Raw genomic sequence first — 26773 nt, 5'->3', positions numbered from 1 at the left:
TCCATGTGGGTGAGATGCCTGGCGACCGCCGGCCTCCGTCGCGCAGGCGCTGTCCTATGAGGCCGCTGCCGGTGGCGGGGGGCCCATGAGAAGGGTGCGGGCGGTGGTGTGTGCGGCGGCGAGCGGCGAGGGCGTGTTGTCCGGTTTGTTCGGTAACGCGGTCGGCCGTTCGGCGACCTGTTCAGCATGGAGAGGCCGCTGTACGCTCGCCCCCGTGGCTATAGGACATGGACTGGCATCGTCCGAGAGCGTCGAGTGTGCAGAGCGATTCCACCTGATGGACCTGACGCACGTCCGCGCACTTCTGTCCGAGCTCGACGGCACGTGTCTGGATCCGGATCGGCCCAGGTCGGCCTTCGGGCCGCCGGAACAACTCGCCAGCAACGGCGTGCTGTTCACCGCCGGATCTGCTCCACGGGACATCTGGGTCCACTCCGGTCTGGGCGCGACGGTGGACGCGACAGTGGTTGCCACGGACACTCCCCTCACCCTTATCGACCTGTGCTCCATGACCGCGAACACGATCCTGGGGATCAACGACCCATGGGTCAAGTTGAAGCAGGCGTCGTTCCTGGCCTCGTCCCAGCCGCATTACTTGACCGCCCGGATGGGGCACGATCTGACCTACCGGATAGCGCGACGGATCCTCGGCTGCTTCCGGGACATCGATGATCCTGACGACTATGTGGTCAACTTACGGCAGTGCAATGGCTCCGACGCCGTCGAGCTCGCTCTCCACGCTGCTTGGAAGGCCGCTGCCTCGACTCCCGAACGCCGCAAGCTGGCGACCTTTCGTGGCTCGTACCACGGGGAGAACCTGACCGCGAACTGGGTGAGCGAGCACCAGCCCGGTCGCCTGCTCGCCGATGCGCCCGACAACGTGATCTTCTTCCCCACCCCGGAACCGGGCGACGCCCAGCAGCTGAGCGCAAGCGCCCTGTCGACCCTCGAGACGCTCGAACGAGACGGCGACTCCTTCTTTGCCGTGATCATCGAGCCGATCCAGTGGCGCAACTCGGTGCACACGGTGCCGCTGGAGTTTCTTCGCCGATTACGGGATGTGTGTACGCGGAAGTCGATCTGCCTCATTTTCGACGAGATGCAGAACGCGTTCGGATACACCGGTTCCATCAGCTATGCGGGGACAACCGGCGTCAGCCCCGACATCAGTGCGATCAGCAAGGCTCTGACCTCGGGGCACGGCTCGCTCGCCATCATCGTGGCGAGGCGCAAGTACCGGGAGATAGAGAGTCCGTTCGGCGCCAAGTCCAACTCCGGCAATATGCTGGCGCTCGTGGCCGTGGACGCCGTTCTGGATCGGCTCTTGGGATTGGAAGGGGCGGAGCGGCAGATGCTGCCTGCCTGGCTCCCGTCCGGGTTGGCGGCCGAGCTGCGGGACGGCCTGCTCGCGTCCGCGTACCCGCGCGCCGTCGCCCTTGTCGACGAGCTGCTCGCCGAGCTCCGCCGTCGCTTCCCGACACTCATCGGTGCGCCAAGAGGTGCGGGCCTCGTGAGGGGTCTGGTGCTCTTGGACGCGGATGGTCGGCCATCCACGCGTCTCGCTGCGGCGACAGCCAAGGTCTGTCTGACGCACGGGGTCTACGTCCGTCAAGCCGACACCGCCGTTCTGCTCAAGCCCTGCATCGTGCTGACCGGTGAGGAAACCGCGGTCGCTCTGGACGCACTGACGAAGACGTTCGACGACATTCTGCGGCTTCGTGATGAGCACTGACGCCGATGGGCGGTCCGATCACCTCGACCTGGTGACCGACGCTGCGGCGTACACGGCGGAGACGCTGACCGTGAACTGCCTGGACCAAGTCCGCATCTGGATCAGCTCCGACGGCCTCCCGGCGAAGCACCGCGCCCGGCTCACTCGCTTGCGAGCGATGAACGCCGGCGGCCGGATCCTGCTCATCGTCGCCGGTTGGGTTCTCGAGCCGGACGCCGCCAGGGAGGTGTTCGAGTTCGCGAGTCGGCTCGACATCCAAGTGTGCGATGTGAGCACGATTCCGGCCGCTGACGCGGAGGAACGTGTCATTCTCGAGCACATTCACGCCGAGATCGATGCACACTTCTACAGGCCCGAGGACGCCAAAGGCAACCTTTCCGTGGTGTCGGACTATGCGCGGCTGCTCACCTTCGTGATCGAACGGGGCCTGTGCGCCGACATGGACGTCGAGTTCACGCACTCCTTCAGCTCGGCCACGGCGAGTACACCCTGCCCGTTGGGGATCCTCGCGAGGTTCAAGGACAACGACTGCCTCAGCAATGACGTGACGGCCGGCGTCCCCTGGTCGAAACCCTTTCGGACAGCCAGACGCAACATCGCCGCCCTTGTGACCAGTTACCGTGAGGCTGCTTGCCGCTTCCTGGCTGCGGTCCACGGCGAGTCCGTCGACCCCAGCACGGTCAGCGAACATCCCCGCTTCTTCCAGTTGCGCAATCTCCGACACGACCCTTCGTTGACGGGAACGGCGCGGTTCAGCCTCGCCGGGGGACCTGACAACCTCGCGATCGCGTTCCACGAGGCAGGGCTCTTCTGCGGGCACGAGCGCGAAGTCGAGCGTGGCGTCGAGGCGGGCGAGCTCACGTTCGACCACGTGCCGCACGCTCTGGTGGCAGGCGCGTCCTCCACCAGCCTCGCCTACGAGCCGTTCCGGTTCGGGGCGCCGCCGCCCGCTTGCGTGCGGGCGGGACAACGAGCGCAGCTATGGCCCGACTGCTTGCCAGAGGTCATCTGCCACTGGGACCACAGTTGGATCGCTGACCACCGCGACTGGCAAGCGCTCACCTACCGCGAGCGGTTGCTGCTGGCCACCCTGGACGGAGACGCCTGGCGCCGTGACGAGGCCGTGTCGATCGCCGAAAGCCGTGCGCTGGCCCACTGCCTTGTCGACCCGCCGGACATCACCGCTCCCGAGCCTGTGGTGCTTGAGAGGGGTCCGAAGCTGTCCATCCTGGGGCACGACCAAACGCCCGTGCGACGGGGTGTTCGTACCATTCCGACCGGCGAGCTGACGCGAGGGCGACACGGGGTGTCCGAGGAGAGCGTATTCCGGGACAACGGAATCGTCGCAGTCAGTGGTCTAGTCGACGACTGCTTGCTCCTCGGACTGCGTGAACGTTTCGAAGACGAGATCGGCAAGAAGGGCAAAGCGACTTCTCTGCAACAGCTCTCGTTCAATCTCGCAGTTGACGAGTGCGCGCGTGGCACGGTCGAGATGATCAAAGACCTCGCCCACCTCCCCGCCCTGACGGAGATCCTGGACGGGTACTTCGACGGCCCGTCACGGTTCGTGTCGGCGCGAGGATACCGGCAGGGCCCGTGCAAGCCGCTCAGATACCGTGCTTGGGACTATCACCAGGACATGAAGACCAAAGGGCCGTTCGAGGAACTGAAGGTCATGGTCCTGCTGACGGATGTGGCACCCGATGGCCAGGCCCTGCGCTACGTCTGTGGAAGCCAGAAGGTCGAGTGGGACTTCGAGACGCAGCGAGGGACGAAGTTCACGCTCGACGAAGCTGTCCAGTTCGGGAACGGCGGTCTGTTCCTCGGCTACGGAACGTTCGGAACCTGCGTCGTATTCGACACGAACGGTATCCACTCGGGGCACCGCAACCTCTCGGGGACTCGTGATGTGCTCACCCTCAACTTCGCGCGCGAGTCCGCTGAAACCTTCTTCATGTTCTCCGACCCGATCCTCGTCGGTCCGACCTCTGGCGACAGCACTGCCGCTCACCGCGGCCGATTCCCTTCCTGGCGTACGTCGGTCGAGGACGAGGATCGCCTGGCCGCGTTGCGCGCCGAGTACAGGTCGACTCCCGACCTGGCTGCCACGAAACGCCGGTGGACCGGCGATGCGCTCGACCTGGTCGACGTCATGGCCGCGGATCTCAACGCTGACCTCGACCTGCGCCTGTCCGCCCGGTTCGAGGACGACCGCGGTCGCGACATCGCCCTGGTGAAAATTCGGGATGCAGCCCTGGACGACGAGCAGTACACCGAAGTCACGACCCGCCTTCATGCGGTGGAAGGAAACGGGCCGTGTCTCTGGAAGAACAGCGATCCCCTGGCCGCTGCCGGTGAGATGGCCGAACGCGTGCGCGATGCTCTGTCCTCCTCCGCGCGGGAAGAGGCAGCGGCGAACTGCTCTGCCCTGCTCGGCGACCTCCGCGACGCACTCGGGCGTTGCGACGGAGTGCAGCGCCTCCGTACCACCGCGGCCTACCTGTACTTCACGTGCGCGTGCGCGCATCGACTGCTCGTGGCGCATGGGGATGAAGGCTTGGAGGAGGAGTGCCGGCAGCTTCTGGACCTGTTCGCACACATAGTGGCCGAGGACACCTTGTACGAGACAGGGAAGGCGACCCGACCGGATGCCTGATTCGCAAGCGGGGGAGGAGCTCATGGCCCTCGACAACGCGCCGTTCCACCTCTCGAGTGTCGAGTCGGTCCGGCAGGTCGTCGCGGGACTCGAAGGCAGTTACCTGGACCCCGGAAGGCGGCTGACCGAACTCACTCCTGATGAGCACCTGGCCGGCAACGCCAGGCTCTTCACCGCGGGCGGCTCACTCGCGCGGGACTTCTGGGCGGACACAGCGCTCGGCTCGCGGATCCAAGGCACGTCGACCCAGACCGCGACGCCCCTGGAGATGGTTGATCTGTGCTCGATGACCTGCAACACGGTCTTGGGCGTCAACGATCCGTGGGTGAAGCTCAGGCAGGCGGCCTTCCTGCTTTCCTCGCAGCCCCATTACCTCCCGGCCCGGATCGGAAGCGACCTCCACCACCGTGTCGCCCATCGCATCTTGAGCCGGCTGAGTCGCTTCGGGGCGCCCGGCGGCTTCGCGATCAACCTGCGCCAGTGCAACGGCTCGGACGCGGTGGAACTCGCGCTCCACGCCGCGTGGCTCGCGGCCCGGGGCGCACCGCGCCGGCGCAGACTCGCGACCTTCCAGGGTGGGTACCACGGTGAGAGCGTGCTGGCCAGCCTCGTCTGCGAGGACGATCCCGGGTACGGTGCCGGGCGCGCACTGGTCGACCGTGTCGACAACGTCGTGCACTTCCCTTCGCCCAGGGGTGGGGACGGCGGCCACCTGAGCGCCGAGGCGCTCGCCACGCTCGACGCCCTGGAGCGTGACGGCGAGGAGTACTTCGCCGTACTCATCGAGCCGATCCAGTGGCGCAACTCGGTGCACGCCGTACCGCTCGAGTTCCTCCGACGGCTGCGCGACGTGTGCACGCGGAAGTCGATCTGCCTGGTCTTCGACGAGGTGCAGAACGCGTTCGGATACACAGGGACGATCTTCTTCGCGGAGAGCAGCGATGTCTGCCCGGACATCGTGGCCACGGGCAAGGCGCTGACCTCGGGCCACGGTGCGCTGGCCATCGTCGTCGCCCGTCGAGAATTCGCCGAGACGGAGGCTCCATTCGGAAGCAAGACCAACTCGGGGGACATGCTGTCCTTCGTCGCCGTCGACGCCGTGATGGACCGGCTCACGGGGATGCTCCCGGAGGAGTTCGAGACTTTGCCCACCTGGCTGCCACCCGGACTGGTCGGGGACCTGCGCAACGGCCTTCTCGGAATCGCCTATCCCCGTGTGGTCGGGATGCTGGAGGACTTCCTGGCCGATCTGCAGCGCCGGTTCCCCTCTGTCGTCGGGCCCGCGAGTGGCGCCGGCCTGATGCGCGGTGTCGCCATGCTTGGCCAGGACGGTCGGCCGTCCGGTGCGATGGCCGGCAAAGTCGCGGACATCTGCCTGAAGCACGGGGTGTATGTCCGCCGAGCGGGCCACTGCGTCTACATCAAACCCAGCCTGTCGACGACCGAGGCGGATTTCGAGCTGGCCCGGGCCCGGTTGGCGGCCACCTTCGAGGAAGTTCTGCAGCGTGTAGCTCGTGAGGAGGCGAAATGAGTGGCGACGCCGAGGACGCGGTGCCCGCGCTGGCCGGCGTACAGGGCCTCAAGCCGCTGGTGACCGCGTTCCAGGGAACCGTGCTCGACCCCACGCAGCCGCAGTACCGGCAATCGGACGGACTTTCGTACGACCACGAACCCGAAATGTTCACGAGGGGGTCGGCGCCCCGTCCCCTTACAGCCGTCGCCGGTCGCGGAGCCACCCTCCGACTGTCCGACGGATCGGAGCTCATCGACCTGTGTTCGATGACCGAGAACACCGTCCTGGGTCTCAACGACCCCTGGGTGAAACTCCGTCAGGTCTCATACGTACTGTCGGAACGTCCGCACTATGTGACCGTCCGTTTCGGTAACGATCTCTACTACCGGGTCGCGAACCGACTCTCGCGGCACTTCAACAAGACCGGAGGAGGCAGGGACTACGTCCTGAACATGCGCGAGTGCACGGGGTCGGGGGCGGTCGAGTTGGGACTCCACGCTGCCTGGACGGCGGCGCGGAGGTCTCCCGGGCGCCGCAGGCTGGCCTCCTTCGTGGGCGCTTTCCATGGGTCGAATCTCGGTGGCGTTCTCGCGAGCGACCACCAGCCCGAACGAGGCTCCGGCCGAGTCCTCCTCGACCGTGCCGACAATGTCGAGCAGTTCCCGGTCCCGGAAGCCGGTCCGGACGGACGGCTGAGTCCGGCCACCCTGGAGACACTCGCAGCCCTCGAGCGTGACGGTGAGCAGTACTTCGCCGTGATCATCGAACCGATTCCGTGGCGCAACGCTGTCCATGTGGTTCCGGCCGAGTTCCTCCGGAGGCTTCGCGAGATCTGTACCGCGAAGTCGATCTGCCTCATTTTCGACGAGGTGCAGAACGGGTTCGGATTCACCGGGGCCATCTGGCACGCAGAGACAGCAGGTGTGTGCCCTGACATCGCGGTGCTGGGCAAGGGGCTGACCTCCGGACACGGAACGCTGTCCATGATTGTCGCCGACCGCGCGTTCGGTACCGTCGAGCCGCCCTTCGGATTCAAGTCGAACTCGGCGAACATGTTGTCGCTCGTGGCGGTCGACGCGGTGCTCGACCGGCTGCTCGGGGTGGAAGGGCCTGACGCGGGGTCGCTTCCGGACTGGCTCCCCACCGGACTGGAGCAGGAACTGCGCGAGGGCCTTCTCTCGCATACCTACGCGCATGCCGTCAGGATGATCGACGAGATGCTCACCGAGCTGCGTCACCGCTTCCCTGCGATGGCGGGACGGCTGACGGGGCTCGGATTGATGCGCGGGCTGGTGATGCTCGGCGGCGACGGCCTTCCGTCCTCGGCGATCGCAGGCGAGGTGGCGAGGGTGTGCACGGGCCACGGTGTCCACGTAAGGCAGGCCGGGACCGCGCTCTTCCTCAAGCCCTGCCTGGTCATCACCCAGGGGGAGATCGGTCGGGCGCTGACCGCGCTGACCAGGACGTTCGAGGCGGTGGCCGGCTCACGAGCCGTTTGAGGCCGGGACGTTCCGACGCCTGCAGTCCGCCAACAGCGACGCTCAGCAAGGCCGACTGCCCTACCCTGCTGGGCTCACCCGGACCTGCCTTCTTCACAGCGGCCCTGCGTCACCTGGGTCAGGGTGCGCGAGAGACCGTCGAGTGCGATGTCCGCCTCGGCTGGGCTGAGGACAAGGCTGGGCTTGACGAACAGGGCAGTGCCCGCTTGCCGCACGTAGACCCCGTTGGCGAGGCCCTGCTTCGCAACCGCTGATGCGACCGCCTCGGACGGACGGCCGACCTCGTCCAGCATCACCAGCCCGCGCACCAGCCCCATCCCGGTCGACGCGCCGACAACGCGAGGGAACCTTCTTCGCAGTTCGAGGAAGAGCGAGTCGACCAGCGCCACGGTGAGGCTGTATGAGGTGTCGAGCAGACCGACGCGGAGCTCCGCGACCAACTCGGCAGGCAGCCAATCGGGTATCGCGTCGACGTCGTTGGGCTCCACTCCCAGAAGCCGGTCGAGCACTGCGTCTATCGCGACCAGCGACATCATGTCCGCGGCATTGGACTTCCCCGCGAACGGTCCATCGATCTCGCTGAAACCCCTCTTGGCGACCATGATCGCGAGGGAACCGTGCCCCGAGGTCAGCCCCTTGCTCATCGCCGCGATGTCCGGGCACACCCCGCAGTTCTCCGCGAAGCTTATGGTCCCTGTGTATCCGAAGCCATTGTGGATCTCGTCGAAGATGAGGCAGATGGACTTGCGTGTACAGACGTCGCGTAACCGTCGCAGAAACTCGAGCGGTACGGCGTGCACCGAGTTGCGCCACTGGATCGGCTCGATGATCACGGCGAAGTAGTCGTCACCGTCACGCTCCAGGGCATCGAGTACGGCGAGGGACTCGGCGCTCAAAGAGCCGCTTTCCTCAGCTCTCGGGGTGGGGAAAAAGGTCACGTTGCTCGCCTCTTCGACGAGCAGCCGTCCGGAACCGTGCTGAGGTCGGTGCTCGCTGATGAGGCTGGCAGTCAGGTTCTCTCCGTGGTATGAACCCAGGAATGTACCCAGCCTGCGGCGACTCGCCGATTCATCTGCCGCTTTCCACGCTGAGTGCAGGGCCAGCTCGACCGCGTCCGACCCATTGCACTGCCGCATGTTGATGACGTAGTCGCCGGGCTCGCCCAACCTGTCGAAGGACTTCAGAATCCGGCGGGCGACTCTGTAGTACATGTCGCATCCCAGACGGATCGTGACGTGGTGCGGACTCCGGGACAGCAAGTAGGCCAGCTGCTTGAGTTTGACCCACGGATCGTTGATCCCGAGGACCGTGAGGATGGTGCAGAGATCGATCAGCTCCTGCCGATCACCCGTGTCGACCAGGACGCTGTCGAGCGTGGCCCCCAGCCCACCGGTGACCCACACATCTCGGGGCCAGGAACCGCCCTGCGTGAACACGTCCGGGTTTCTCGCCACCAGCTCTCGAGGATCTCCCTCGGAGCTCGGCAGGTGGGGGTCGAGACAGGAACCGGCGAGCGCCTCGGTGAATCTGTGAATGGGATTCAATGTCTCAAGGTGGAACAACGAGCCCTCGTTGACCGACATACGACGGTTCTAGCACATGCCGGCAGAGTCTGCTGGCGTGAGGACCGCACTCACGTCACAAAGCGACTGAGCGGATGACCTGCCAACGCTCTGTCCACTGCGATTACCTGCTCCGGCGCTCGTTCGCCCCACAACCAACTCGATGGAATCAGCCACTCCATGAAATGGGGGACAGGCACCCGTCCATGGGGTTGCTGATTTGCCTGTAATCGCTCGTGACTGGTGAGGACCCGCGTCGTTTCCGGGTTCGGGAATATCCGTCGTGCACCGGGTGGACGCCCTGATCGGCCGGCCGACGGAGTCGGGAGTTGGTGCGCAGGCCGGTCTCGGCCGAGAGCGCGCTGAGCGACGGGCGCCTGACGGGTGAAAACCGGTCAGGCGCCCTTTCGCAGGCTTCTAGAAGAAGCCCAGCTTCCTCGGCGAGTACGACACCAGGAGGTTCTTCGTCTGCTGGTAGTGCGCCAGCATCATCCGGTGCGTCTCGCGGCCGATCCCGGACTGCTTGTAGCCGCCGAACGCCGCGTGCGCGGGGTAGGCGTGGTAGCAGTTGGTCCACACGCGGCCCGCCTGGATCGCGCGGCCGGCGCGGTAGGCGGTGTTGGCGTCCCGGGTCCACACGCCCGCGCCCAGGCCGTACAGCGTGTCGTTCGCGGTCCTGATCGCGTCGTCGAAACCGTCGAAGGAGGTCACCGAGACGACCGGGCCGAAAATCTCCTCCTGGAAGATCCGCATCCTGTTGTCGCCCTCGAAGATGGTCGGCTGGACGTAGTAGCCGCCCTTCAACTCTCCGTCGTACTCGACGCGTTCACCACCGGTGAGGACCTTCGCGCCCTCTTGCCGGCCGATGTCCAGGTAGGAGAGGATCTTCTCCAGCTGGTCGTTGGAGGCCTGGGCGCCGATCATCGTGTCGGTGTCGAGCGGGTGACCCGGCTTGATCCGGCGGGTGCGTTCGACCGCCGCCTCCAGAAACTCCGTGTAGTGGCCACGCTGGATCAGCGCCCGGGACGGGCAGGTGCAGACCTCGCCCTGGTTGAGCGCGAACATCGCGAAGCCCTCGAGGGCCTTGTCGCGGAAGTCGTCGTCGTGCGCCCAGACGTCGTCGAAGAAGATGTTCGGGGACTTGCCGCCGAGTTCCAGTGTGACCGGTTTGATGTTCTCCGAGGCGTACTGCATGATCAGCCGTCCGGTCGTGGTCTCCCCGGTGAACGCGACCTTGGCCACCCGGGGACTGGACGCCAGCGGCTTGCCCGCCTCCACGCCGAAGCCGTTGACGATGTTCAGCACGCCCGGCGGCAGCAGGTCCGCGATCAGGCTCACCCAGTAGTGGATGGACGCCGGGGTCTGCTCGGCGGGCTTGAGGACGACCGCGTTGCCCGCGGCCAGCGCGGGCGCCAGCTTCCACGTGGCCATCAGGATGGGGAAGTTCCACGGGATGATCTGCGCCACCACGCCGAGCGGCTCGTGGAAGTGGTACGCCACCGTGTCGTCGTCGAGCTGGCCGAGCGAACCCTCCTGCGCCCGGATCGCCCCCGCGAAATAGCGGAAGTGGTCGATCGCGAGGGGGATGTCGGCCGCGAGCGTCTCCCGCACCGGCTTGCCGTTCTCCCAGCTCTCGGCCACCGCCAGCGCCTCCAGGGCGGCCTCCATGCGGTCGGCGATCCGCAGCAGGATGCCGGAACGCTCCGTCACCGAGGTACGGCCCCAGGCCGGGGCGGCCGCGTGCGCCGCGTCCAGCGCCCGCTCGACGTCCTCCGCGGTGCCCCGCGCGATCTCGGTGAACGGCTGCCCGTTGACCGGCGACGGATTCTCGAAGTACTGCCCGCGCAGCGGCGGCACGTACTCGCCGCCGATGAAATGGTCGTAGCGCGCCTGGTAGGAGACGATGGCGCCCTCGGTGCCCGGTGCCGCGTAACGAGTCATGCTGGTGTACCTCCCGGTACAGGGCCGCCCGCCGTTGGGCGGCTCTCGGCGCGAGGCTAGGCAGGCGGACGTTGCAAGTACGTTGCGCCGCTGCCGCTGCCGCTGCCGCTGCCGCTGCCGCCACTGCGCGCCGCCGCCCGGCCGGCCGGTGCCGTCAGCTCCGCCTCCAGCGCGGCCAGCCGGGCCCGCACCGGGGCGGTGGGGCGTACCGCGGCCAGCGCCCGCCACACCTCGACGTCGTCCTCGCCCCACGGCGCGTGCGCCCAGTCCGCCAGCAGGTCCGGATCGCGGTGCGCGATCAGGGCCGTGCGCAGTCCCTGCGCGAGCCGGTCCCGCAGCCGTACGATCGCCGGGGCCTGCGAGGAGGGCAGCAGCGGGCCGGTGTACGCCTGCGCCGCCGCCATGAGCGCGCCCGCATCCAGCCGCCGCTCCACGACGGTGGCGTCCGGCTCGACCGCGGCCGTGAGCCGGTACGGCCGTGAGGCGAGCAGCCCCGGACCCAGCAGTCGGCGCAGCCTGGCCAGTTCGGCACGCAGGGTCACCGGCGTCACCGACTCCTGAGCGTAGAGCGCGCACAGCAGCTCGTCACCGGTCAGCCCCTCCGGATGCCGGGACAGCAGCACGAGGATCTCGCTGTGCCGGCGGCTGAGTCTGAGCCGCCGCCCGGGGAGCACCACCTCGGCCTCGTCCCGGCCCAGTGCGCTGAGCAGCAGGGTGTCCCGCGCTCGACGGGAGGGCGCGAGCAGGGCCAGCTGCGCCTCGGCCGCCCGCGCCACCGCGTGCACGAACCCGAGGCTGTGCGGATGCGCCAGCCCGTGACCGCCGGTGATGTCCACGGCACCCAGCACCCGGCCCGTACGCGGATCGTGGACCGGGGCCGCCGCGCACGTCCACGGCTGCACCCGGCGTATGAAGTGTTCCGCGGCGAACACCTGCACCGGCCGGTCCACGGCGACCGCGGTGCCCGGCGCGTTGGTGCCGACCTCGGTCTCCGACCAGCACGCCCCCGGTACGAAGTTCATCCCGTCCGCCCGCCGCCGGGTCGCCGGATCTCCCTCGACCCACAGCAGCCTGCCGTGCGCGTCGCACACCGCCAGCAGATGCTCGCCGTCGGCGGCGAACCCGCCCAGCAGTTCCCGGAACAGGGGCATCACCCGGGCCAGCGGATGCTCGGCGCGGTAGGCGCCGAGGTCGCCGCCGGTCAGCTCCACGCTGGCGGCGCCGTCCGGCCCGACCCCGGCCCGTGCGCTGCGCCGCCAGGACTCCGCGACCACCGACCGCACCGGGCGCGGCACGGTGCCCACCGTGGTGAACGTCTCGTGCGCCCGGCGCAGGGCGCGGACGCGCTCGACGGGATCGGCCCCCGGCTCCAGGGCCACCCACGCATCGGTCAACTGGGCCTCCACGGACGGTGAGAGGACGGACGTGCGGTTGGGAACCATCGTCACGCGGTGTGTTCGCGGGGACAACCGGTCCGATGACGGCGGTTCGCCCGGGACCCGTCGTGGCCGCGCGGACCGCGCCTCGCGTGCGGCCGCCCTCTTCCCCGCCCGCAGCGGCTCGGCGGCCCGTCAGGCGAAGTTGACCATTCTGATGTAGCGGACCCAGTCCCAGCCGGGTCCCGGGTCGGTGTGGTCGGTGCCCGGCACCTGGGAGTGGCCGATGATGTGCTCCCTGTCCCGGGGAATGCCGTATCGGGCGCAGACCGAGGCCGTGAGTCTCGCCGACTCCTCGTAGAGCGCGTTGGTGAAGTAACCGGGCTGGTCGATCCATCCTTCGTGCTCGATGCCGATGCTGCGCGTGTTGTAGTTCCAGTTGCCCGCGTGCCAGGCGATGTCCTTCTCGTGCACGCACTGTGCGACATGCCCGTCCGCCGACCGGACCACGTAGTGCGCGGACACCTGCTTCTGCGGATTCTGGAAGATCGCCAGCGTGTCGGGGTACGTCTCCTGAGTGACGTGGATGATCACGCGGTCGATGGCGTAGCCGGCGGGGCGGCTGGACGTCGTGTAGTTCGAGGTGCTCGCCGGCAGCCACTCGGCCGACGGATAGTCGACGGCCTCGGTCTGCGCACCGGCGCGGGGATCGGGGAGCAGGGCGTAGGGGACGACGGCCAGCGCCGCGCCCTTCAGGAGCCGGCGCCTGCTGAGGCGCGGCTCGGGTCGGTCCATGTCCATCGCGGTGTGCCTTTCCGAGTCAGCGGGGCGGGACGATCGGTCGGACGCGGGCGGACGGGGCCTGGTCGGCGGGGGTGGGGTGGTGACGTCGGCCGTGCGGCGTTCGCGTCGTTCTGCCGTGCATGTGTCCCCGATCCGCGCCGGCCGGCTTCACCGGCGTCCGGAATTCGCTCATTTCCCTTGTGCTGAGGGGGCGGTGACGGCTTGTCGGTTGGGCTCGTGCGATTCACGGTACGGCGCCGTGGGTGGGTGCAGAAGGGCCCGGAACGGTTCCGTGGACGGCGCGTCGCCTGTGGACAACTCGGTCACCCGTTCGGGCGAATGTGAATGCCTGCAGCGCATTGTGACGCGACGTCAGGTGCATCGGTGGGCGCCGCCGAGATTGGAGGAGCCGGACCGGGGGGCGGTGTGCGACGCGTCGTCGGACCGAGTCCGTGACACTGCGACTCGCGTCGTCGGGCCGAGCCCGTGACACCGTCACGTCGCGTCGGACGGGTGGTGCACAGGGGGGCGCCTCGGCGGGAAGGGCCCGGCGGCCACCGAGCGGCCACAGGGGGCTCCGTTGTAGGACGTCAGCCCGGTACGCCGGTGGGGATGTGAGCTCCGGCGGAAGGCGTCAGGACCGTCCGGCCACCACCGCGGGGTCGTCCAGCACCGCCCTGACGACGGAGTGCGCCGCGCCCAGCAGCGGGCCCTGCGGACCCAGCGTGGACACCGCCACCGGGCAGGCGGGGCCGGCGGTGCGCTCGGCGAGCTCCGTCTCGAGGGACGGCAGCAGCCAGGGCGACAGCCCGGCCAGGGCGCCGCCCAGAACCACCGTCTCGGGGTCGAGCAGGTTGACCGCCCCGGTCAGGGCTATGCCGAGCGCCGTACCGGCGTCCCGCAGGGCCGCCCGTACGTCCGCGTCCCCGTCCTCGGCCCGCTCCGCGAGCAGCCCGACCAGGTCCTCGCGCGGTTCGAGTCCCGCCGCCCGCGACACGGCCTCCTCGCCGGCGTACTGTTCCAGGCAGCCGCGGCCCCCGCAGGGGCATGCGGGGCCGTCCGGCCGCACGGGTATGTGGCCCAGCTCGCCCGCGAAACCACGGGTGCCGCGCAGCAGCCCGCCGTCCACGACGACGGCGGCGCCGATGCCGATCTCGGCCGACACGTGCAGGAAGTCACGGGGGGTGCCGTCACCGAGCCACAGTTCGGCGAGCGCTCCGAAGTTGGCCTCGTTGTCCACGGTCAGCGGCCATCCGCTGGGCAGGAGGACGCCGAGGTCCGTGTCGTGCCAGTCGAGGTTCGGGGCCCGGACGACCGTCCGTCCGTCCCGGGCCACGAGGCCGGGAACGGCGACGGCGATGCCGGCGGGCCACAGGTCCTCCCGTTCCGCGTCCGCGGCCACCCGGCGGATCAGCCCGGTCAGCTCCTCGATCACAGGCTCCGGCGCACGCCCCCGGTTGGCGCTGTGCCGGACCGCCCGCGCACGGACCGCGCCGCGGAGATCGACCGCGCACACCGCGAGATGGTCGACGCCGATCTCCGCGCCGATCCCGGCCGGACCGCGGCCGCTCACCGCGAGCGCCGATCCGGGCCGGCCCACTCTGCCCGGCCGTTCCGGGCCCAGCTCCTCCAGCAGTCCCCAGCGGATCAGTTCGTCCACCAGGGTCGACACCGCCGCCCGCGTCAGGCCGATGCGCGAGGCGACCGCGGCCCGTGACAGCGATCCCTCGGCGCTGACGGCGTGCATCACCCGGGCGAGATTGCGCCGGCGCATGCCCTGCTGGGTGTCCGGCAGGGCCCGGCCGGCGCCCGGCGTGCGGGTCTCGTGCAGCGGTGCGGTCATGCCTCCGTCGATTCTGGTGTCTGCCGCTCAGTCCCGGGTGCGCGGCTCGGCCCCGGCCCCCCGCTCCAGCAGCGGGGCCGCGTCGGAGAGTACCCCGGTGATCCGCTCCAGTGTCGCCCCGTCCCGCTCCACGGCGTCCAGTACCGGGCCCGCGGCCGTGTTCCAACGGCGGGCCACGGCCGCCGGATCCTCCCCGGTCAGCAGCCCGGCCGCCTGCGCCGCCGCTCCGAGGGCGACCAGTTCCCGGGCCTCCGGAATCTGCACGGGCCGCCCCGACAACCGGCGCACGGTCTCCTGCCAGGCCCTGCCCCGTGCCCCGCCGCCGATCAGCAGCAGCGGTGTGCTGCGGTCGGCGTCCTCGTCCAGGACCAGGTCGAGGGCGCCGAGCAGCGCGTGCACCGCGCCGTCGTACGCGGCCTGCAGCAACTGGCCGGCGGTCGTGTCGTGATGCAGTCCGTGCAGCAGGCCCGAGGCGTGCGGCAGATTCGGGGTGCGCTCGCCGTCGAGGTAGGGCAGCAGCGTCACCGAGCCGCCCGGGTCCACGGCCTCCCGGTCCAGGCCCAGCAGGGCGGCGACGCGGTCCACGGCGAGCGTGCAGTTCAGCGTGCAGGCCAGCGGCAGCCAGTCCCCGTGCGCGTCCGCGAAGCCCGCGACCGTGCCGGTCGGATCGGCCGGCCGGTGCCTGGAGACGGCGTACACCGTGCCGGACGTGCCGAGGCTGAGCACCGGGGTGCCCGGCCGCAGGCCCAGCCCCAGAGCCGCCGCCGCGTTGTCGCCGGTGCCGGGCGCCACCAGGGTGCCCCTCGAGAACGGCAGGTCATGGCCGTCGCGCACGGTCCCGGCGACCTCTCCGGGACGCACCACGCGGGGCAGCAGCGCCGCGTCGAGGCCCACGTGGGCGAGCGTCTCCTCGTCGTAGGCCTCGGTGGCCGAGGACCACCACCCGGTGCCGGAGGCGTCCCCCCGGTCGGTCGTGCCCTGCCCGGTCAGGCGTTCCGTCAGGTAGTCGTGGGGGAGCCGTACCGCCCTGGCCGCGCGGACCGCCTCCGGTTCGTTCTCCGCCAGCCAGGCCCACTTGGTGACGGTGAACGACGCCCCCGGAACGCTGCCGGTGCGCTCCGCCCAGGCCTTGGGGCCGCCCAGTTCCGCCACGAGACGGCCGGCCTGCGGGGCCGAGCGCACGTCGTTCCACAGCAGCGCCGGCCGCACCGGCTCGCCGCGCTCGTCCAGGGTGACCAGGCCGTGCTGCTGGCCGCCGATCGACACGGCCGCCGCCTCGTGCGCCGCGTCACCGCACTGGCGCAGCGCCTCGCACAGCGCGTCCCACCACTGACGGGGATCGCTCTCCCGGCCCGCGCCCGAGGACACGGTGTGCGGCGCCTGGCCGCTCGCCACCACCTGTCCCGTGGCCGCGTCGACGACCAGCGCCTTCGTGGACTGCGTGGACGTGTCCACGCCGACGACGAGCGGACCCTCGGCTGCTGACATCGGGCTCTCCCTCTTCTTCGCGGCTCAGCGGGACAAAGACGGTTTGTCTCTTCCCAGAGGTGCGCCCGCATACTAATTTGTAAACTGCCATGACGAATAGTCTTACGCAGCAAGGAGCCGCGGCATGAGCTACCAGCCCACCCCCGAGGACAGGTTCACCTTCGGCCTGTGGACCGTCGGCTGGCAGGGGAGGGACCCGTTCGGCGACGCCACCCGCCCCGCCCTCGACCCGGTCGAGACGGTGCGGCGCCTGGCCGAGCTGGGCGCCCACGGGGTGACCTTCCACGACGACGACCTGATCCCCTTCGGCTCCTCGGACACCGAGCGCGAGTCGCACGTCAAGCGGTTCCGCCAGGCCCTGGACGCGACCGGCATGACGGTCCCGATGGCCACCACGAACCTCTTCACGCACCCCGTCTTCAAGGACGGCGCGTTCACCGCCAACGACCGCGACGTCCGCCGCTACGCCCTGCGAAAGACGATCCGCAACATCGACCTCGCCGTCGAGCTGGGCGCGCGGACGTACGTCGCCTGGGGCGGTCGCGAGGGTGCCGAGTCCGGCGCCGCGAAGGACGTGCGCGCCGCCCTGGACCGCATGAAGGAGGCCTTCGACCTGCTCGGCGAGTACGTCACCTCCCAGGGCTACGACATCCGCTTCGCCATCGAACCCAAGCCGAACGAGCCGCGCGGCGACATCCTGCTGCCCACCGTCGGCCACGCGCTGGCCTTCATCGAGCGCCTGGAGCGGCCCGAGCTGTACGGCGTCAACCCGGAGGTCGGCCACGAGCAGATGGCCGGACTGAACTTCCCGCACGGCATCGCGCAGGCCCTGTGGGCGGGCAAGCTCTTCCACATCGACCTCAACGGCCAGTCGGGCATCAAGTACGACCAGGACCTGCGCTTCGGCGCCGGCGACCTGCGGGCCGCCTTCTGGCTCGTCGACCTGCTGGAGAGCGCCGGCTACGACGGGCCCCGCCACTTCGACTTCAAGCCGCCGCGGACCGAGGACCTCGACGGCGTGTGGGCCTCGGCGGCCGGCTGCATGCGCAACTACCTCATCCTGAAGGAGCGGGCCGCCGCCTTCCGCGCCGACCCGGAGGTGCGCGAGGCACTGCACGCCTCCCGCCTGGACGAGCTGGCCCGGCCGACCGCCGCCGACGGCCTGCCGGCCCTGCTCGCCGACCGCGCGGCCTTCGAGGAGTTCGACGTGGAGGCGGCCGCGGCACGCGGCATGGCGTTCGAACGACTCGACCAGCTGGCGATGGACCACCTGCTGGGGGCTCGTGGCTGAGCGGGTCGCCGTGGCAGGAGGCCGGGGAGAAACGCACGCACCGCGTCTCCCCGGCCCTGCCCTCAGGAGGCGGCCTCCCCGTCCGGGCCGAACCGCGCCGAGGCGAGGGCCGTCGCCGGATCGCGGTACGCTCCGGCCGCGGGAGCCCATCGGCCGTCCTCCCGGCGGTACGGCCACCAGCGGCCGTCCCGGCCGAGACGCAGCTGCACCTGCTCGTCCGGCGCCGTCCACCTGTCGCCGCTCCTGCGGAACGCCGGCCGGTCGCCGGTCTCCCAGGCCCTCTCCAGGGCCGCACGCGCGCGTGCCAGAGCCGCGTCCTCCGGCTCCCACTCCTCGTCGAGCACGGTGAAGGCGGGCGCGCCGCCGGTCCGCCACGGCCCGGGTGGGAGTGGCCGAGGGTGCAGGACGCCGGGGAGGATCGCCCCGCGAGGACCTGAGGCACCATTAGGGGTGCGCCTCAGGGGCGCCTCAGGGTGGGCGTCCGGAACCGCGGGGGGCGGGCGGCCGTTCTCAGATCGAGGAGCGGCAGAGGCCGTGAAGGAGGCGACGTTCATGTCGAGCAGCGCGAAGATCGCCGTCGGCGGTGTGGCGGTCGGGCTCATCCTGTTGATATGGCTGCCCTGGTGGGTGGCGTTCCTGGTCGTCGTGGGCGTCCCGGTGGCCGCTTACCTGGCCCTGGACCCCTCGCAGCGGCGCAGGCTGCGCAGGGTCACCCGCAAGGAGATCGGCCGCTGAGGCGACGGCGTACGGCCGGGGTGCCCGGTGGCAGGTCAGCGCGCACCCGCCTGTCCGCGGTACCGCGCAGACGCGCGGCACCGGGTGTCCGGCCCCGCGCGGGCCGCGCGGGCCGCGCCGGCTCCTCCGGCCGCGCGGGGCCGGGCTCACAGGGGCCGGACGGCCAGCTTGTCGAGCGCTTCCAGCAGTCCCGGCAGTTCGGGACCCCGGCCGATCGGCAGGACCTCGCCAGGCTCCTCGTCGAGCAGCACGAACGCGATGTCGTCGGTGCGCGCCACGATCGACCAGCCGGGACCGTCGGCGCGCAGCGTGCGTGCGTCGCCCGGCGCGAACGACGAGCGCACCCGGCCGAGCGGCGGCGGTGAGTCGACGTAGGCACGGGCCTCGGCGAGCACCCGCCGGACCCCCTGGTGCCCACTCGCCGGCCCATCCTCCACGCCGTCCCGGACGGACTCCGCCGGCTCCGCGGTCCGCTGCTCCGGTTCCGCCCGCTCACCCGGCGAGGAGAAGTCGCCGGGGTCGATCTGCTCGCGCCACACCGCCCACTGCAGGGCGATCTCGTCGGCGCCCAGTCGCCGCTGGGCGGGCCCCCAGGTACTGGTGTCCGGCGGGCTCAGCGGAACCTGGTCCGCCGACTCGGGCGCCGGGTCGTGCGGCGCGGGGACGCCGGGCGCGGCCACGGCGACGGCCAGGGGCCAGCCCGGCAGGGCGGTCACGACCGCACGCTCGTCCGGCGACAGCTCGTACTCCATGCCGCAGTCCCAGGAAGCGATCGCCACGGCGACCAGCGAGACGTCGTCGATGACGACCGTCCAGCGGGCGCCGTCGCCGTCCTGGCCCAGCACCAGGCCGTACCCGTCGGCGCGGGGCGGCAGCCCCAGCGCCGCGCACGCCTCCGGGTAGTCGTCACCCAGCGCGCTCGGAAACTGCGCCGGCGTCAGCAGCACCGCCGTCAGCACGTACAGCGCATCGTCAGCGGCGGCGACGGCCTCATCGTCCGTCCCGGCCATCTGTGCCTCCCAGTGGTTCGTCCATCGGCGCGCACCCTAATGCGAGGTGAAGGCCCTTGTCACGACTCCGCACACCGCGCGGAGCTGCAGGTTTCCACCTGGACGGGGGCGAAACGACCAGGACCGGAGAGCGGGGTTCCCCGGTGGCCGCTTCGAACATGCTGTGTCCGCCCCGTGCCCCGGCGCCGTCCCCGGGCGCGCGCGTCGAGGCCCGGAATCCTCCGGCGTACTCGCGGACCGTATCGAACACGCGGCCCACCGTTCCTCTGGACGGGGGCATCGTCCGTCTCCGATCGGGCCTGTGCGACGTAGAGTTGAGGCTTCAACCGAAAGAGGGGGACACCGCGGTGAAGCGCTTCGAGCGGCTCGAGCGGATCCGCCGGCTCGACCCGGTGGCGGACGCACAGGAGATCCACCGGCTCAGCGTGGCGTTCGAATTCCCCTGGGACTACACCCGGGCCTTGGAACTGGCGCTCTACCGCACGTACGCCGTGCCGAGCATCGGGCGGCTGCTCGCGCGGACGGCCGAGCTGACCGAGCGCACGCAGAAGCGCTACGACGACACCGCGCTGCTCCTCGACGCCGTCGTGGAACACGGCTTCGCCGCCGAGGAAGGCCGTACCGCCATCCGCCGCATCAACCAGATGCACCGCGGCTACGACATCAGCGACGACGACATGCGGTACGTGCTCAGTACCTTCGTCGTGATGCCCAGGCGCTGGATCGACGCCTACGGCTGGCGGCGGCTGTCCCGGCACGAGATCGTCGCCGCCACCGAGTACTACCGCACCCTGGGCCGCCACATGGGCATCCCCGGCATCCCGAGGAGCTTCGAGGAGTTCGACGCGCTCCTCGACGCCTACGAGGAGGCCCACTTCGCCTGGGACGAGCAGGGTCGGCGCGTCGCGGACGCCACTCTCGGCCTGATGACGTCCTGGTACCCGGCGCCCCTGGCGCCGCTGCTGCGGTCGTCGACACTCGCCCTGCTCGACGAGCCGCTGCTGCGCGCGTTCCGCTACCCCGCGCCCGGCGCGACCACCACCGCACTGGTGCGCCGTTCCGTACGCGCGCGCGGCCGGCTCGTCCGGCTCCTGCCGCCCCGCCGCGCCCCGCACTTCGCGCGCCACAACTGGGAGATCAAGGGCTACCCGAACGGCTACCGTGTGGCCGACCTGGGCACCCGTCCGGCCCCCGGCCCGCGCGGCTGCCCGGTGCCGCACCGGAACGCCTCAGCGGACGGCCCGGTCGAGTGAGGCGAGGGTGTCGCGCAGCCAGGCGAGTTCGGCCCGGCTCGTGGCACGGGCGATGGTGAGGACACCTCGCCGGAACGGATCGTCCAGCTCCTCCGCGCGCAGCGGCCGGTCGCCGGCGTAGAAGAAACTCGCCGGCTCCTCCAGGAAGGACAGCCGCCGGCGCAGTACGGCCGCCTGCGCTGCCGGGTCCTCCAGGTGCCGCAGGAACGCGAGCAGCGTGAACCACTGGTTCTCGTCGGTGATCTCGCGCTGCGCCGGCTCGGCCAGCCGCCGCCTGAGTTCGTTCCTGCCCTCCTCGGTCAGCCGCAGGACATGGCGCGGCGCTGCCACCGCACCAGGCTCGGGCGTCCGCAGCAGCAGGCCGGCCTTCTCCAGCCGCTTGATCGCCGGGTACAGCGTGCTCTCGGCGACGGGCCGCACGTGCCCGGTGAGCGCCGCGATGTGCCGACGCAGGGAGTATCCGTGCAGCGGTGCGTCGTACAGGAAGCCGAGGATGGCGAGTTCGAGCATGGCCGCATTCTCCCTCAGGGCGTGGTACATCGCGCCCTCCATACTGCCCCCGCGCTATACATCGATACCGATGTATAGTCGGAGTATCACAGAACATCAGGGGAGGCACGGTGCAGCAGGCCGCATTCGACAGCGAGGGCAACCACATCCGCTGGACCGAGGTGCCCGGGGCGGAGCCCGCGCGGGTGTATCTCCACGGGCTCGGCTCGATGTCCGCCGTCTACCACGCGCACGTCGCGGCACGTCCCGAACTCGTCGGAACGAGGAGCCTGTTCGTGGATCTGCCGGGGCACGGCACCAGCGACCGGCCCCGGGGCTTCGGCTACACGCTGGAGGAGCACGCGGACGCGGTCGCGGTCGTCCTGGACGAGACAGGAGCCGCCGGGGCCGAGCTGATCGCGCACAGCATGGGCGGTGCGGTCGCCATCGTGCTGGCGTACCGGCGGCCCGACCTCGTCTCCCGTCTGGTCCTCACCGAGGCCAACCTCGACGCCTTCCCGCCGCTGACGGCCGGCAGCAGCGGAATCGCCGCCTACGGGGAGGACGAGTTCGCGGAAGGGGGGTACGCGCGCGTGCTGGAGTCCGTCGGCCCGCTGTGGGCGGCCACCATGCGACTGGCCGACCCGCGCGCCCTGCACCGCAGCGCCGTCGGCCTGCGACGCGGCTCCGCCCCCGTGATGCGCTCGATCCTGGAGGGGCTCGCCGTGGAGCGCGTCTTCCTCCAGGGCGAACACAGCGGCGACCTGGAAGGCAGGGAGAGCCTGGAAGCCGCGGGGGTACGTGTGGTGACGGTGCCCGGCGCCGGGCACAACGTCATGTTCGACAACCCCGACGCCTTCGTGGCCGCCGTCGCCGGCACGGCGTGACCCCGCTCGGCCGTCAGTCCACGCGAGCGGCGAGCGAGAGGAATCGGGCGTCCTCGTCGACGTACGACGTCATGCGCCACCCCGAACGGGCGAGGAGCGGGCCGAGGTTGTCCTCGGCCCGCGGGTCGTCGGGCGTGATCCGCCGTCCCTGACGTGCCGCCAGCGCGGCCCGGCCGATGGGGTGGAACAGCGCGAGCGTGCCGCCCGGCCGCACCACCCGGGCCAGTTCACGCAGGCCTTCCACCGGCTGTGGCAGGTGGGCGATCAGGCCGGCCGCGAAGACGGCGTCCAGCGATCCGGGGCGCAGCGGCAGCGCGGCCACGTCCGCGAGCAGCAGCGCTGCGTCCCGGTGCCGGCCCGCCCGCACGGCGGCCTCCAGCATCGCCGGAGTCAGATCGGCACCCAGCACCGTTCCCGTGGGGCCCACGGCGGCACGCAGGGGCGGCAGGGCTCGCCCCGTGCCGCAGCCCGCGTCCAGAACCCGGTCGCCCGCACGCAGCCCGAGATCGGCGACGGCGGCCGCGTAGGCGGGGCCGTCGCCGGGGAACCTGCTGTCCCAGCCCGCCGCCCGGGCACCGAAGAACTCCTGGACGTGTGTGTGGTCGTCGCTCATGCTCCGCATGATCCCTCACCGTCCCGGGCGATGGCTCTGCGCGCATGTTCGAGCGGGACGCGATCGTTCCGTCGCATTCGTATTCATATTCCAGCACCTTTCGAAATGCGCCCCCTTCGTGCGCCCCTGCCCCGGCTAGCGTCCCGGGGCCATGGGACACCTGGACCACGCCGCCTTCGGCTGGCTGACCCCCGTGCTGGCGTACGTGATGGCCTGCATCGGCGCCGCACTGGGACTGCGCTGCACCGTCCGCGCGCTCGCCGCCACCGGCCGCTCGCGCCGCAACTGGCTCGTCACCGCCGCCTCCGCGATCGGGACGGGCATCTGGACCATGCACTTCATGGCCATGCTCGGATTCCGCGTCAGCGGCACCGACATCCGCTACGACGTGCCACTGACCATCCTCAGCCTTCTCGTCGCGATGGGCGTCGTCTGCGCCGGCGTCTTCGCCGTCGCCCACAGCCGGGACCGCAACCGGGCGCTCCTCCTCGGCGGACTCGCCACCGGGCTCGGCGTCGCCAGCATGCACTACCTGGGCATGGCGGCGGTCCGTCTGCACGGCGACGTCCGGTACGACCCCGTCCTCGTCGGCCTCTCCGTGCTGATCGCCGTGGTGGCCGCGACGGCCGCCCTGTGGGCCGGACTCAACATCAAGTCACCACTCGCGGTGACCGTCGCCTCCCTCGTCATGGGCGCGGCCGTCACCAGCATGCACTACACCGGCATGTTCGCGGTGAGGGTGCGGGTCGACCCCTCCGGCGAGACGCTGCCCGGGGCCACGGCGATGCAGTTCATCTTCCCCCTCGCCGTGGGCCTCGGGTCCTACCTGTTCATCACGTCGGCCTTCGTCGCCCTCTCGCCCACGGCCGACGAGCGCGAGGCGTCCGCCTCCGCCCAGCGGCCCGTCGAAAGCGCCGCCCGCTAGCGGGAGCCCGTCCCAGGGCGCCCCGACACACGTCCGAAGCGAGGAGGCCATGCGCCCACCCCGTACGACCGTCGAAGCCGTCTCCCCGGCACCGCCCCCGCGCGGCCGCCGCGCGCATGCCGGGCCGCCCGCCCAGGAAGACACGAACCGCTCGCCCGGCACACCGCCCGCCCCGGCACGCGCGCGGCCCGGCCGCCGGCGCCTGCGCCCCCGGACGGTGCGCGCCAAGGTGGTCAGCCTCCTGATGGTGCCCGTCGTCTCCCTGCTCGCCCTGTGGGGCTACGCCACCGTCACCACGGCCCAGGACATCGCCCGGCTGCGCCAGTCCCAGCGGGTCGACGCCGAACTGCGCGCACCGGTGGCCGCGGCCGTCGCCGCGCTGCAGGCCGAGCGCGGCGCAGCGATGCGCCGCACCGGTACCACGGACGCAGCGGACGGCGGCGGCCTCGAAGCCCTCGCGGCCCGCACCGACCGGGCCGTGGCCAGGCTGCGGCTCGGCGACGACAGCACGGTCGCCGACAGCCAGGAACTTCCCCCCGCCGTCTCCGGGCGGCTCCAGGCCTTCGTCACCGACGCCGAGAGCCTTCACACCCTGCGGACGGCCGTGCTCGGACACACGGCCGGCTGGAAGGAGGTCTACGCGCAGTACACGAAGACCATCGGGGCGGCGTTCGCCGTGGACGGCGCCCTGGCCGGCGTCCAGCAGGCCGAAGCCGGTTCCGACGCGCGCGTGCTGCTCGAGTTCTCCCGTGCCGCCGAGGCGCTGTCCCAGGAGGACGCCGTCCTCGGTGGCACGCCGACCGCCGGTGACCTGGAGGGGAAGCGACTGCGGCTGTTCGGCTCCGCCGTCGCCGCGCGCCGTGCCCTCACCGACGCGGCCGTCGCCGACCTGCCCTCCGCGCAGCGCGCCGCCTGGCGCGAACAGGCGTCCGGCCGCTCCTACAGGGTTCTCGGCGCCGCCGAGGACGACATCCTCGGCGGCGCACCGCTCGACGCGGCCACGCTGTCCGGCTGGCGCGCCGCCCACGCGAGCGTGCGGGACGGAATGCGCGGCGTCGAGGCGGACACGGGACGTGCCGTCGCGGGGCGCGCGGACCCGGTCGCCCGCGGTCTGCTCAGCCCCGCGGGAGCCGCGGTGCTCCTCGGCCTCGCCGCCGTCGCCGCCTCCCTCGTCATCTCCGTCCGGATCGGACGCGCTCTCGTGGTCGAACTCGTGAGCCTGCGCAACGACGCCCTGGAGATCGCCCGCCGCAAACTTCCCGAGGCGATGCGGAGACTGCGCGCGGGCGAGGACATCGACGTGCAGGCCGAGGCGCCCGCGGGACCACCGGCCGAAGACGAGACCGGCCAGGTGGGAGAAGCCCTCACCACCGTGCACCGCGCGGCCCTGAGCGCCGCCGTGGAGCGGGCCGAACTGGCCAACGGCATCTCCGGTGTCTTCGTCAACCTGGCCCGCCGCAGTCAGGTACTGGTCCACCGCCAGCTCAGCCTCCTGGACAGCATGGAACGGCGCTCGGACGACCCGGACGAACTGAGCGACCTGTTCCGCCTGGACCACCTGACCACCCGGATGCGCCGCCACGCCGAGAGCCTCATCATCCTCTCCGGGGCGGCGCCCGGCCGGGCCTGGCGCGTGCCGGTGTCCCTGACCAACATCGTGCGCGCCGCCGTGTCCGAGATCGAGGACTACGCGCGCGTGGAGGTGCGCCGGCTCCCCGAGGCGCACGTCAACGGCGCGGTGGTCGCCGACCTCACCCACCTGCTCGCCGAACTCGTCGAGAACGCCGCCCAGTTCTCACCGCCCCACACAGGCGTGCGGGTCACCGGCGAACCCGTGGGCAACGGGTACGCGCTGGAGATCGAGGACCGGGGGCTCGGCATGGGCGCCGAAACCCTCGCGGAAGCCAACCGGCGCATCGAGCAGTCCGAGGCCCTCGACCTGTTCGACAGCGACCGACTCGGACTGTTCGTGGTCAGCAGGCTCGCCTCCCGGCACGGGATCAGGGTGCATCTGCGGGCCTCTCCCTACGGAGGCACCACCGCCGTCGTCCTGGTTCCCACCGCCCTCCTGCACAGCGGGCCGGCGGAACGTTCTTCCCGGTGTGGCGAGCAGACCGGTGCCGAGCAGGAACGCGCCTACGCGCGCGTGCCCGGCGACGTCCCGCGGCCGGAGCCCGTCGCCACCCGGCCGGACCGTCCCGCCCTGTCGGCCACCGCACCCGCCTCGCACGGCCCGACGGCGGAACCCGGTCATCACCGCGCCGCCCCCGCCTCCGTCCAGTACCGCGCCGCGGCCGATCCCGGCCCTCAGCGCGGCGGGACCGATGCCGGCCCCCAGCGCGGCGCGACCGATTCCGGCCCCCGCCACAGTCCGGCCCATCCCGATCCCCACGGCACCGTCACGGGCCTCGGCCCCCCTGACAACACGGCGAACGAACCACCGCCCCCCGGAGTCGCCACCTTGAGGCTGCACCGCCCACCCAGCGACTCCGAACCCTCCGGCGGCCTCCCGCGCCGAGTGCGCCAGGCGAGCCTCGCCCCCCAGCTCCGTCACCAGCGCCCCGAGGAACCGGCACCGGCTTCCGCGCGCCCCGGGGACGACCCGCGCACCCCCGAAGTCGTGCGGGACCGCATGGCCGCCTACCGCGACGGCTGGGTGCGCGGTGGTGGCAGGCGTCCCGGCCGCGGCGCCGCCTCGGAAAACGGAACGGACAGTCACAGCAGCGAAGGAGACCCGGAATGATCCAGGACCCGAACACGAGGGCCGGCCGGCGATCCGGCGAACTGGACTGGCTGCTCGACGACCTGGTGATGCGGGTGAGCGAGGTCCGGCACGCCGTCGTGCTCTCCAACGACGGTCTGGCCGTGGGCGCCTCCACCGGCCTCGTGCGGCAGGACGCCGAACACCTCGCCGCCGTCGCCTCCGGCTTCAACAGCCTGGCCAAGGGCACCGGACGGCACTTCGGGGCGGGTGGCGTGCGCCAGACCATGGTCGAGATGGACGACGCGTTCCTCTTCGTGGCCGCGGCCGGTGACGGTTCCTGCCTCGCCCTGCTCACCGCCGTCACCGCCGACATCGGGCTCGTCGCCTACGAGATGGCGCGCCTCGTCAAGCGGGTCGGGGAGCACCTCCGCACGGCGCCGCGCGCCACGGCACAGCCACCCTCCGCCGGATGA

Annotated in this window: 21 protein-coding genes; 11 read left to right on the top strand and 10 right to left on the bottom strand. The window is 70.9% G+C overall.

Features of this window, described 5'->3' with window-relative positions; translation table 11 throughout:
* The first annotated feature begins 277 nt into the window (after window positions 1-277).
* The 4 genes from IE177_RS10185 to IE177_RS10170 are packed head-to-tail and all read left to right on the top strand — an operon-like array spanning window position 278 to window position 7400.
* Window positions 278-1732, top strand: a complete 1455-nt coding sequence (locus IE177_RS10185; RefSeq protein WP_190014871.1) for an aminotransferase class III-fold pyridoxal phosphate-dependent enzyme — start codon at window positions 278-280, stop codon at window positions 1730-1732.
* Window positions 1722-4388 (top strand): phytanoyl-CoA dioxygenase family protein, encoded by a 2667-nt coding sequence (locus IE177_RS10180; protein ID WP_190014870.1) that lies wholly within the window; start codon window positions 1722-1724, stop codon window positions 4386-4388. Before IE177_RS10185 ends, IE177_RS10180 begins: the two co-directional genes overlap by 11 nt.
* A 22-nt stretch (window positions 4389-4410) precedes the next feature.
* Complete coding sequence (locus IE177_RS10175) at window positions 4411-5919, top strand: aminotransferase class III-fold pyridoxal phosphate-dependent enzyme (protein WP_190014869.1); 1509 nt, start codon at window positions 4411-4413, stop codon at window positions 5917-5919.
* Window positions 5916-7400: an aminotransferase class III-fold pyridoxal phosphate-dependent enzyme gene (locus IE177_RS10170; RefSeq protein ID WP_190014868.1), complete on the top strand. Its 1485-nt coding sequence runs from the start codon at window positions 5916-5918 to the stop codon at window positions 7398-7400. Before IE177_RS10175 ends, IE177_RS10170 begins: the two co-directional genes overlap by 4 nt.
* 74 nt (window positions 7401-7474) lie before the next feature.
* Here IE177_RS10170 and IE177_RS10165 read toward each other — a convergent pair whose 3' ends face one another.
* The 6 genes from IE177_RS10165 to xylB all read right to left on the bottom strand — a co-directional run bounded on the left by IE177_RS10165 (window position 7475) and on the right by xylB (window position 16393).
* Complete coding sequence (locus IE177_RS10165; protein WP_190014867.1) at window positions 7475-8983, bottom strand: aminotransferase class III-fold pyridoxal phosphate-dependent enzyme; 1509 nt, start codon at window positions 8981-8983, stop codon at window positions 7475-7477.
* 396 nt (window positions 8984-9379) lie between these two features.
* Window positions 9380-10903: an acetaldehyde dehydrogenase ExaC gene (gene exaC / locus IE177_RS10160; protein ID WP_190014866.1), complete on the bottom strand. Its 1524-nt coding sequence runs from the start codon at window positions 10901-10903 to the stop codon at window positions 9380-9382.
* A gap of 56 nt (window positions 10904-10959) precedes the next feature.
* Entirely contained in the window at window positions 10960-12297 is a 1338-nt protein-coding gene (locus IE177_RS10155) for a GAF domain-containing protein (protein ID WP_229815979.1), read from the bottom strand.
* A 177-nt stretch (window positions 12298-12474) separates the two neighbouring features.
* A complete protein-coding gene (locus IE177_RS10150) occupies window positions 12475-13074 on the bottom strand; it encodes an N-acetylmuramoyl-L-alanine amidase (protein ID WP_190015110.1) in 600 nt (199 codons plus the stop codon).
* Between the two features lie 622 nt (window positions 13075-13696).
* Window positions 13697-14905 (bottom strand): ROK family transcriptional regulator, encoded by a 1209-nt coding sequence (locus IE177_RS10145; protein WP_190014865.1) that lies wholly within the window; start codon window positions 14903-14905, stop codon window positions 13697-13699.
* A gap of 27 nt (window positions 14906-14932) precedes the next feature.
* Window positions 14933-16393: a xylulokinase gene (gene xylB / locus IE177_RS10140; RefSeq protein WP_190014864.1), complete on the bottom strand. Its 1461-nt coding sequence runs from the start codon at window positions 16391-16393 to the stop codon at window positions 14933-14935.
* Between the two features lie 124 nt (window positions 16394-16517).
* Here xylB and xylA point away from each other — a divergent pair, with 124 nt between their 5' ends.
* The gene (gene xylA, locus IE177_RS10135; protein WP_190014863.1) at window positions 16518-17684 is read left to right on the top strand and encodes a xylose isomerase; all 1167 of its coding nucleotides are present in this window, start codon (window positions 16518-16520) and stop codon (window positions 17682-17684) included.
* 62 nt (window positions 17685-17746) lie between these two features.
* Here xylA and IE177_RS10130 read toward each other — a convergent pair whose 3' ends face one another.
* A complete protein-coding gene (locus IE177_RS10130; protein ID WP_190014862.1) occupies window positions 17747-18028 on the bottom strand; it encodes a hypothetical protein in 282 nt (93 codons plus the stop codon).
* 208 nt (window positions 18029-18236) lie between these two features.
* On the opposite strand from IE177_RS10130, the gene IE177_RS10125 reads away from it, so the two are divergent.
* Window positions 18237-18419, top strand: a complete 183-nt coding sequence (locus IE177_RS10125; protein WP_190014861.1) for a tail-anchor membrane protein — start codon at window positions 18237-18239, stop codon at window positions 18417-18419.
* 146 nt (window positions 18420-18565) lie between these two features.
* Here the strand turns inward: IE177_RS10125 and IE177_RS10120 are convergent, their stop codons facing one another.
* A complete protein-coding gene (locus IE177_RS10120) occupies window positions 18566-19429 on the bottom strand; it encodes a hypothetical protein (protein WP_190014860.1) in 864 nt (287 codons plus the stop codon).
* 347 nt (window positions 19430-19776) lie between these two features.
* Between IE177_RS10120 and IE177_RS10115 the strand changes: the two genes are divergently transcribed.
* Window positions 19777-20682 (top strand): oxygenase MpaB family protein, encoded by a 906-nt coding sequence (locus tag IE177_RS10115; protein ID WP_190014859.1) that lies wholly within the window; start codon window positions 19777-19779, stop codon window positions 20680-20682.
* Here the strand turns inward: IE177_RS10115 and IE177_RS10110 are convergent.
* Window positions 20659-21192 (bottom strand): PadR family transcriptional regulator, encoded by a 534-nt coding sequence (locus IE177_RS10110; protein WP_190014858.1) that lies wholly within the window; start codon window positions 21190-21192, stop codon window positions 20659-20661. The two genes, IE177_RS10115 and IE177_RS10110, sit on opposite strands and share 24 nt — an antisense overlap.
* Before the next feature lie 110 nt (window positions 21193-21302).
* Here IE177_RS10110 and IE177_RS10105 point away from each other — a divergent pair, with 110 nt between their 5' ends.
* On the top strand, window positions 21303-22058 hold the full coding sequence (locus IE177_RS10105; protein WP_190014857.1) for an alpha/beta fold hydrolase: 756 nt from the start codon (window positions 21303-21305) through the stop codon (window positions 22056-22058).
* A 13-nt stretch (window positions 22059-22071) separates the two neighbouring features.
* Here IE177_RS10105 and IE177_RS10100 read toward each other — a convergent pair whose 3' ends face one another.
* Window positions 22072-22671 (bottom strand): class I SAM-dependent methyltransferase, encoded by a 600-nt coding sequence (locus IE177_RS10100; protein WP_190014856.1) that lies wholly within the window; start codon window positions 22669-22671, stop codon window positions 22072-22074.
* Between the two features lie 151 nt (window positions 22672-22822).
* On the opposite strand from IE177_RS10100, the gene IE177_RS10095 reads away from it, so the two are divergent.
* The 3 genes from IE177_RS10095 to IE177_RS10085 are packed head-to-tail and all read left to right on the top strand — an operon-like array spanning window position 22823 to window position 26773.
* The gene (locus tag IE177_RS10095) at window positions 22823-23596 is read left to right on the top strand and encodes an MHYT domain-containing protein (protein WP_190014855.1); all 774 of its coding nucleotides are present in this window, start codon (window positions 22823-22825) and stop codon (window positions 23594-23596) included.
* 49 nt (window positions 23597-23645) lie between these two features.
* The gene (locus tag IE177_RS10090; protein ID WP_190014854.1) at window positions 23646-26339 is read left to right on the top strand and encodes a sensor histidine kinase; all 2694 of its coding nucleotides are present in this window, start codon (window positions 23646-23648) and stop codon (window positions 26337-26339) included.
* Complete coding sequence (locus tag IE177_RS10085; RefSeq protein WP_190014853.1) at window positions 26336-26773, top strand: roadblock/LC7 domain-containing protein; 438 nt, start codon at window positions 26336-26338, stop codon at window positions 26771-26773. Before IE177_RS10090 ends, IE177_RS10085 begins: the two co-directional genes overlap by 4 nt.

Origin of the sequence: Streptomyces lucensis JCM 4490, from assembly GCF_014650035.1 — a bacterium.
Taxonomy (GTDB): domain Bacteria; phylum Actinomycetota; class Actinomycetes; order Streptomycetales; family Streptomycetaceae; genus Streptomyces; species Streptomyces lucensis.
This window is presented reverse-complemented; position numbering and strand designations above follow the sequence as displayed.

Bases quoted from the DNA above. Each gene is read 5' to 3' on its own strand.
- IE177_RS10175 (WP_190014869.1), top strand. From the start codon at position 4,411: ATGGCCCTCGACAACGCGCCGTTCCACCTCTCGAGTGTCGAGTCGGTC.
- IE177_RS10185 (WP_190014871.1), top strand. From the start codon at position 278: ATGGACCTGACGCACGTCCGCGCACTTCTGTCCGAGCTCGACGGCACG.
- IE177_RS10120 (WP_190014860.1), bottom strand. From the start codon at position 19,429: ATGGCCGGGACGGACGATGAGGCCGTCGCCGCCGCTGACGATGCGCTG.
- IE177_RS10095 (WP_190014855.1), top strand. From the start codon at position 22,823: ATGGGACACCTGGACCACGCCGCCTTCGGCTGGCTGACCCCCGTGCTG.
- IE177_RS10100 (WP_190014856.1), bottom strand. From the start codon at position 22,671: ATGAGCGACGACCACACACACGTCCAGGAGTTCTTCGGTGCCCGGGCG.
- IE177_RS10150 (WP_190015110.1), bottom strand. From the start codon at position 13,074: ATGGACCGACCCGAGCCGCGCCTCAGCAGGCGCCGGCTCCTGAAGGGC.
- IE177_RS10110 (WP_190014858.1), bottom strand. From the start codon at position 21,192: ATGCTCGAACTCGCCATCCTCGGCTTCCTGTACGACGCACCGCTGCAC.
- exaC (WP_190014866.1), bottom strand. From the start codon at position 10,903: ATGACTCGTTACGCGGCACCGGGCACCGAGGGCGCCATCGTCTCCTAC.
- xylB (WP_190014864.1), bottom strand. From the start codon at position 16,393: ATGTCAGCAGCCGAGGGTCCGCTCGTCGTCGGCGTGGACACGTCCACG.
- IE177_RS10180 (WP_190014870.1), top strand. From the start codon at position 1,722: ATGAGCACTGACGCCGATGGGCGGTCCGATCACCTCGACCTGGTGACC.
- IE177_RS10165 (WP_190014867.1), bottom strand. From the start codon at position 8,983: ATGTCGGTCAACGAGGGCTCGTTGTTCCACCTTGAGACATTGAATCCC.
- xylA (WP_190014863.1), top strand. From the start codon at position 16,518: ATGAGCTACCAGCCCACCCCCGAGGACAGGTTCACCTTCGGCCTGTGG.
- IE177_RS10145 (WP_190014865.1), bottom strand. From the start codon at position 14,905: ATGACCGCACCGCTGCACGAGACCCGCACGCCGGGCGCCGGCCGGGCC.
- IE177_RS10125 (WP_190014861.1), top strand. From the start codon at position 18,237: ATGTCGAGCAGCGCGAAGATCGCCGTCGGCGGTGTGGCGGTCGGGCTC.
- IE177_RS10170 (WP_190014868.1), top strand. From the start codon at position 5,916: ATGAGTGGCGACGCCGAGGACGCGGTGCCCGCGCTGGCCGGCGTACAG.
- IE177_RS10090 (WP_190014854.1), top strand. From the start codon at position 23,646: ATGCGCCCACCCCGTACGACCGTCGAAGCCGTCTCCCCGGCACCGCCC.
- IE177_RS10085 (WP_190014853.1), top strand. From the start codon at position 26,336: ATGATCCAGGACCCGAACACGAGGGCCGGCCGGCGATCCGGCGAACTG.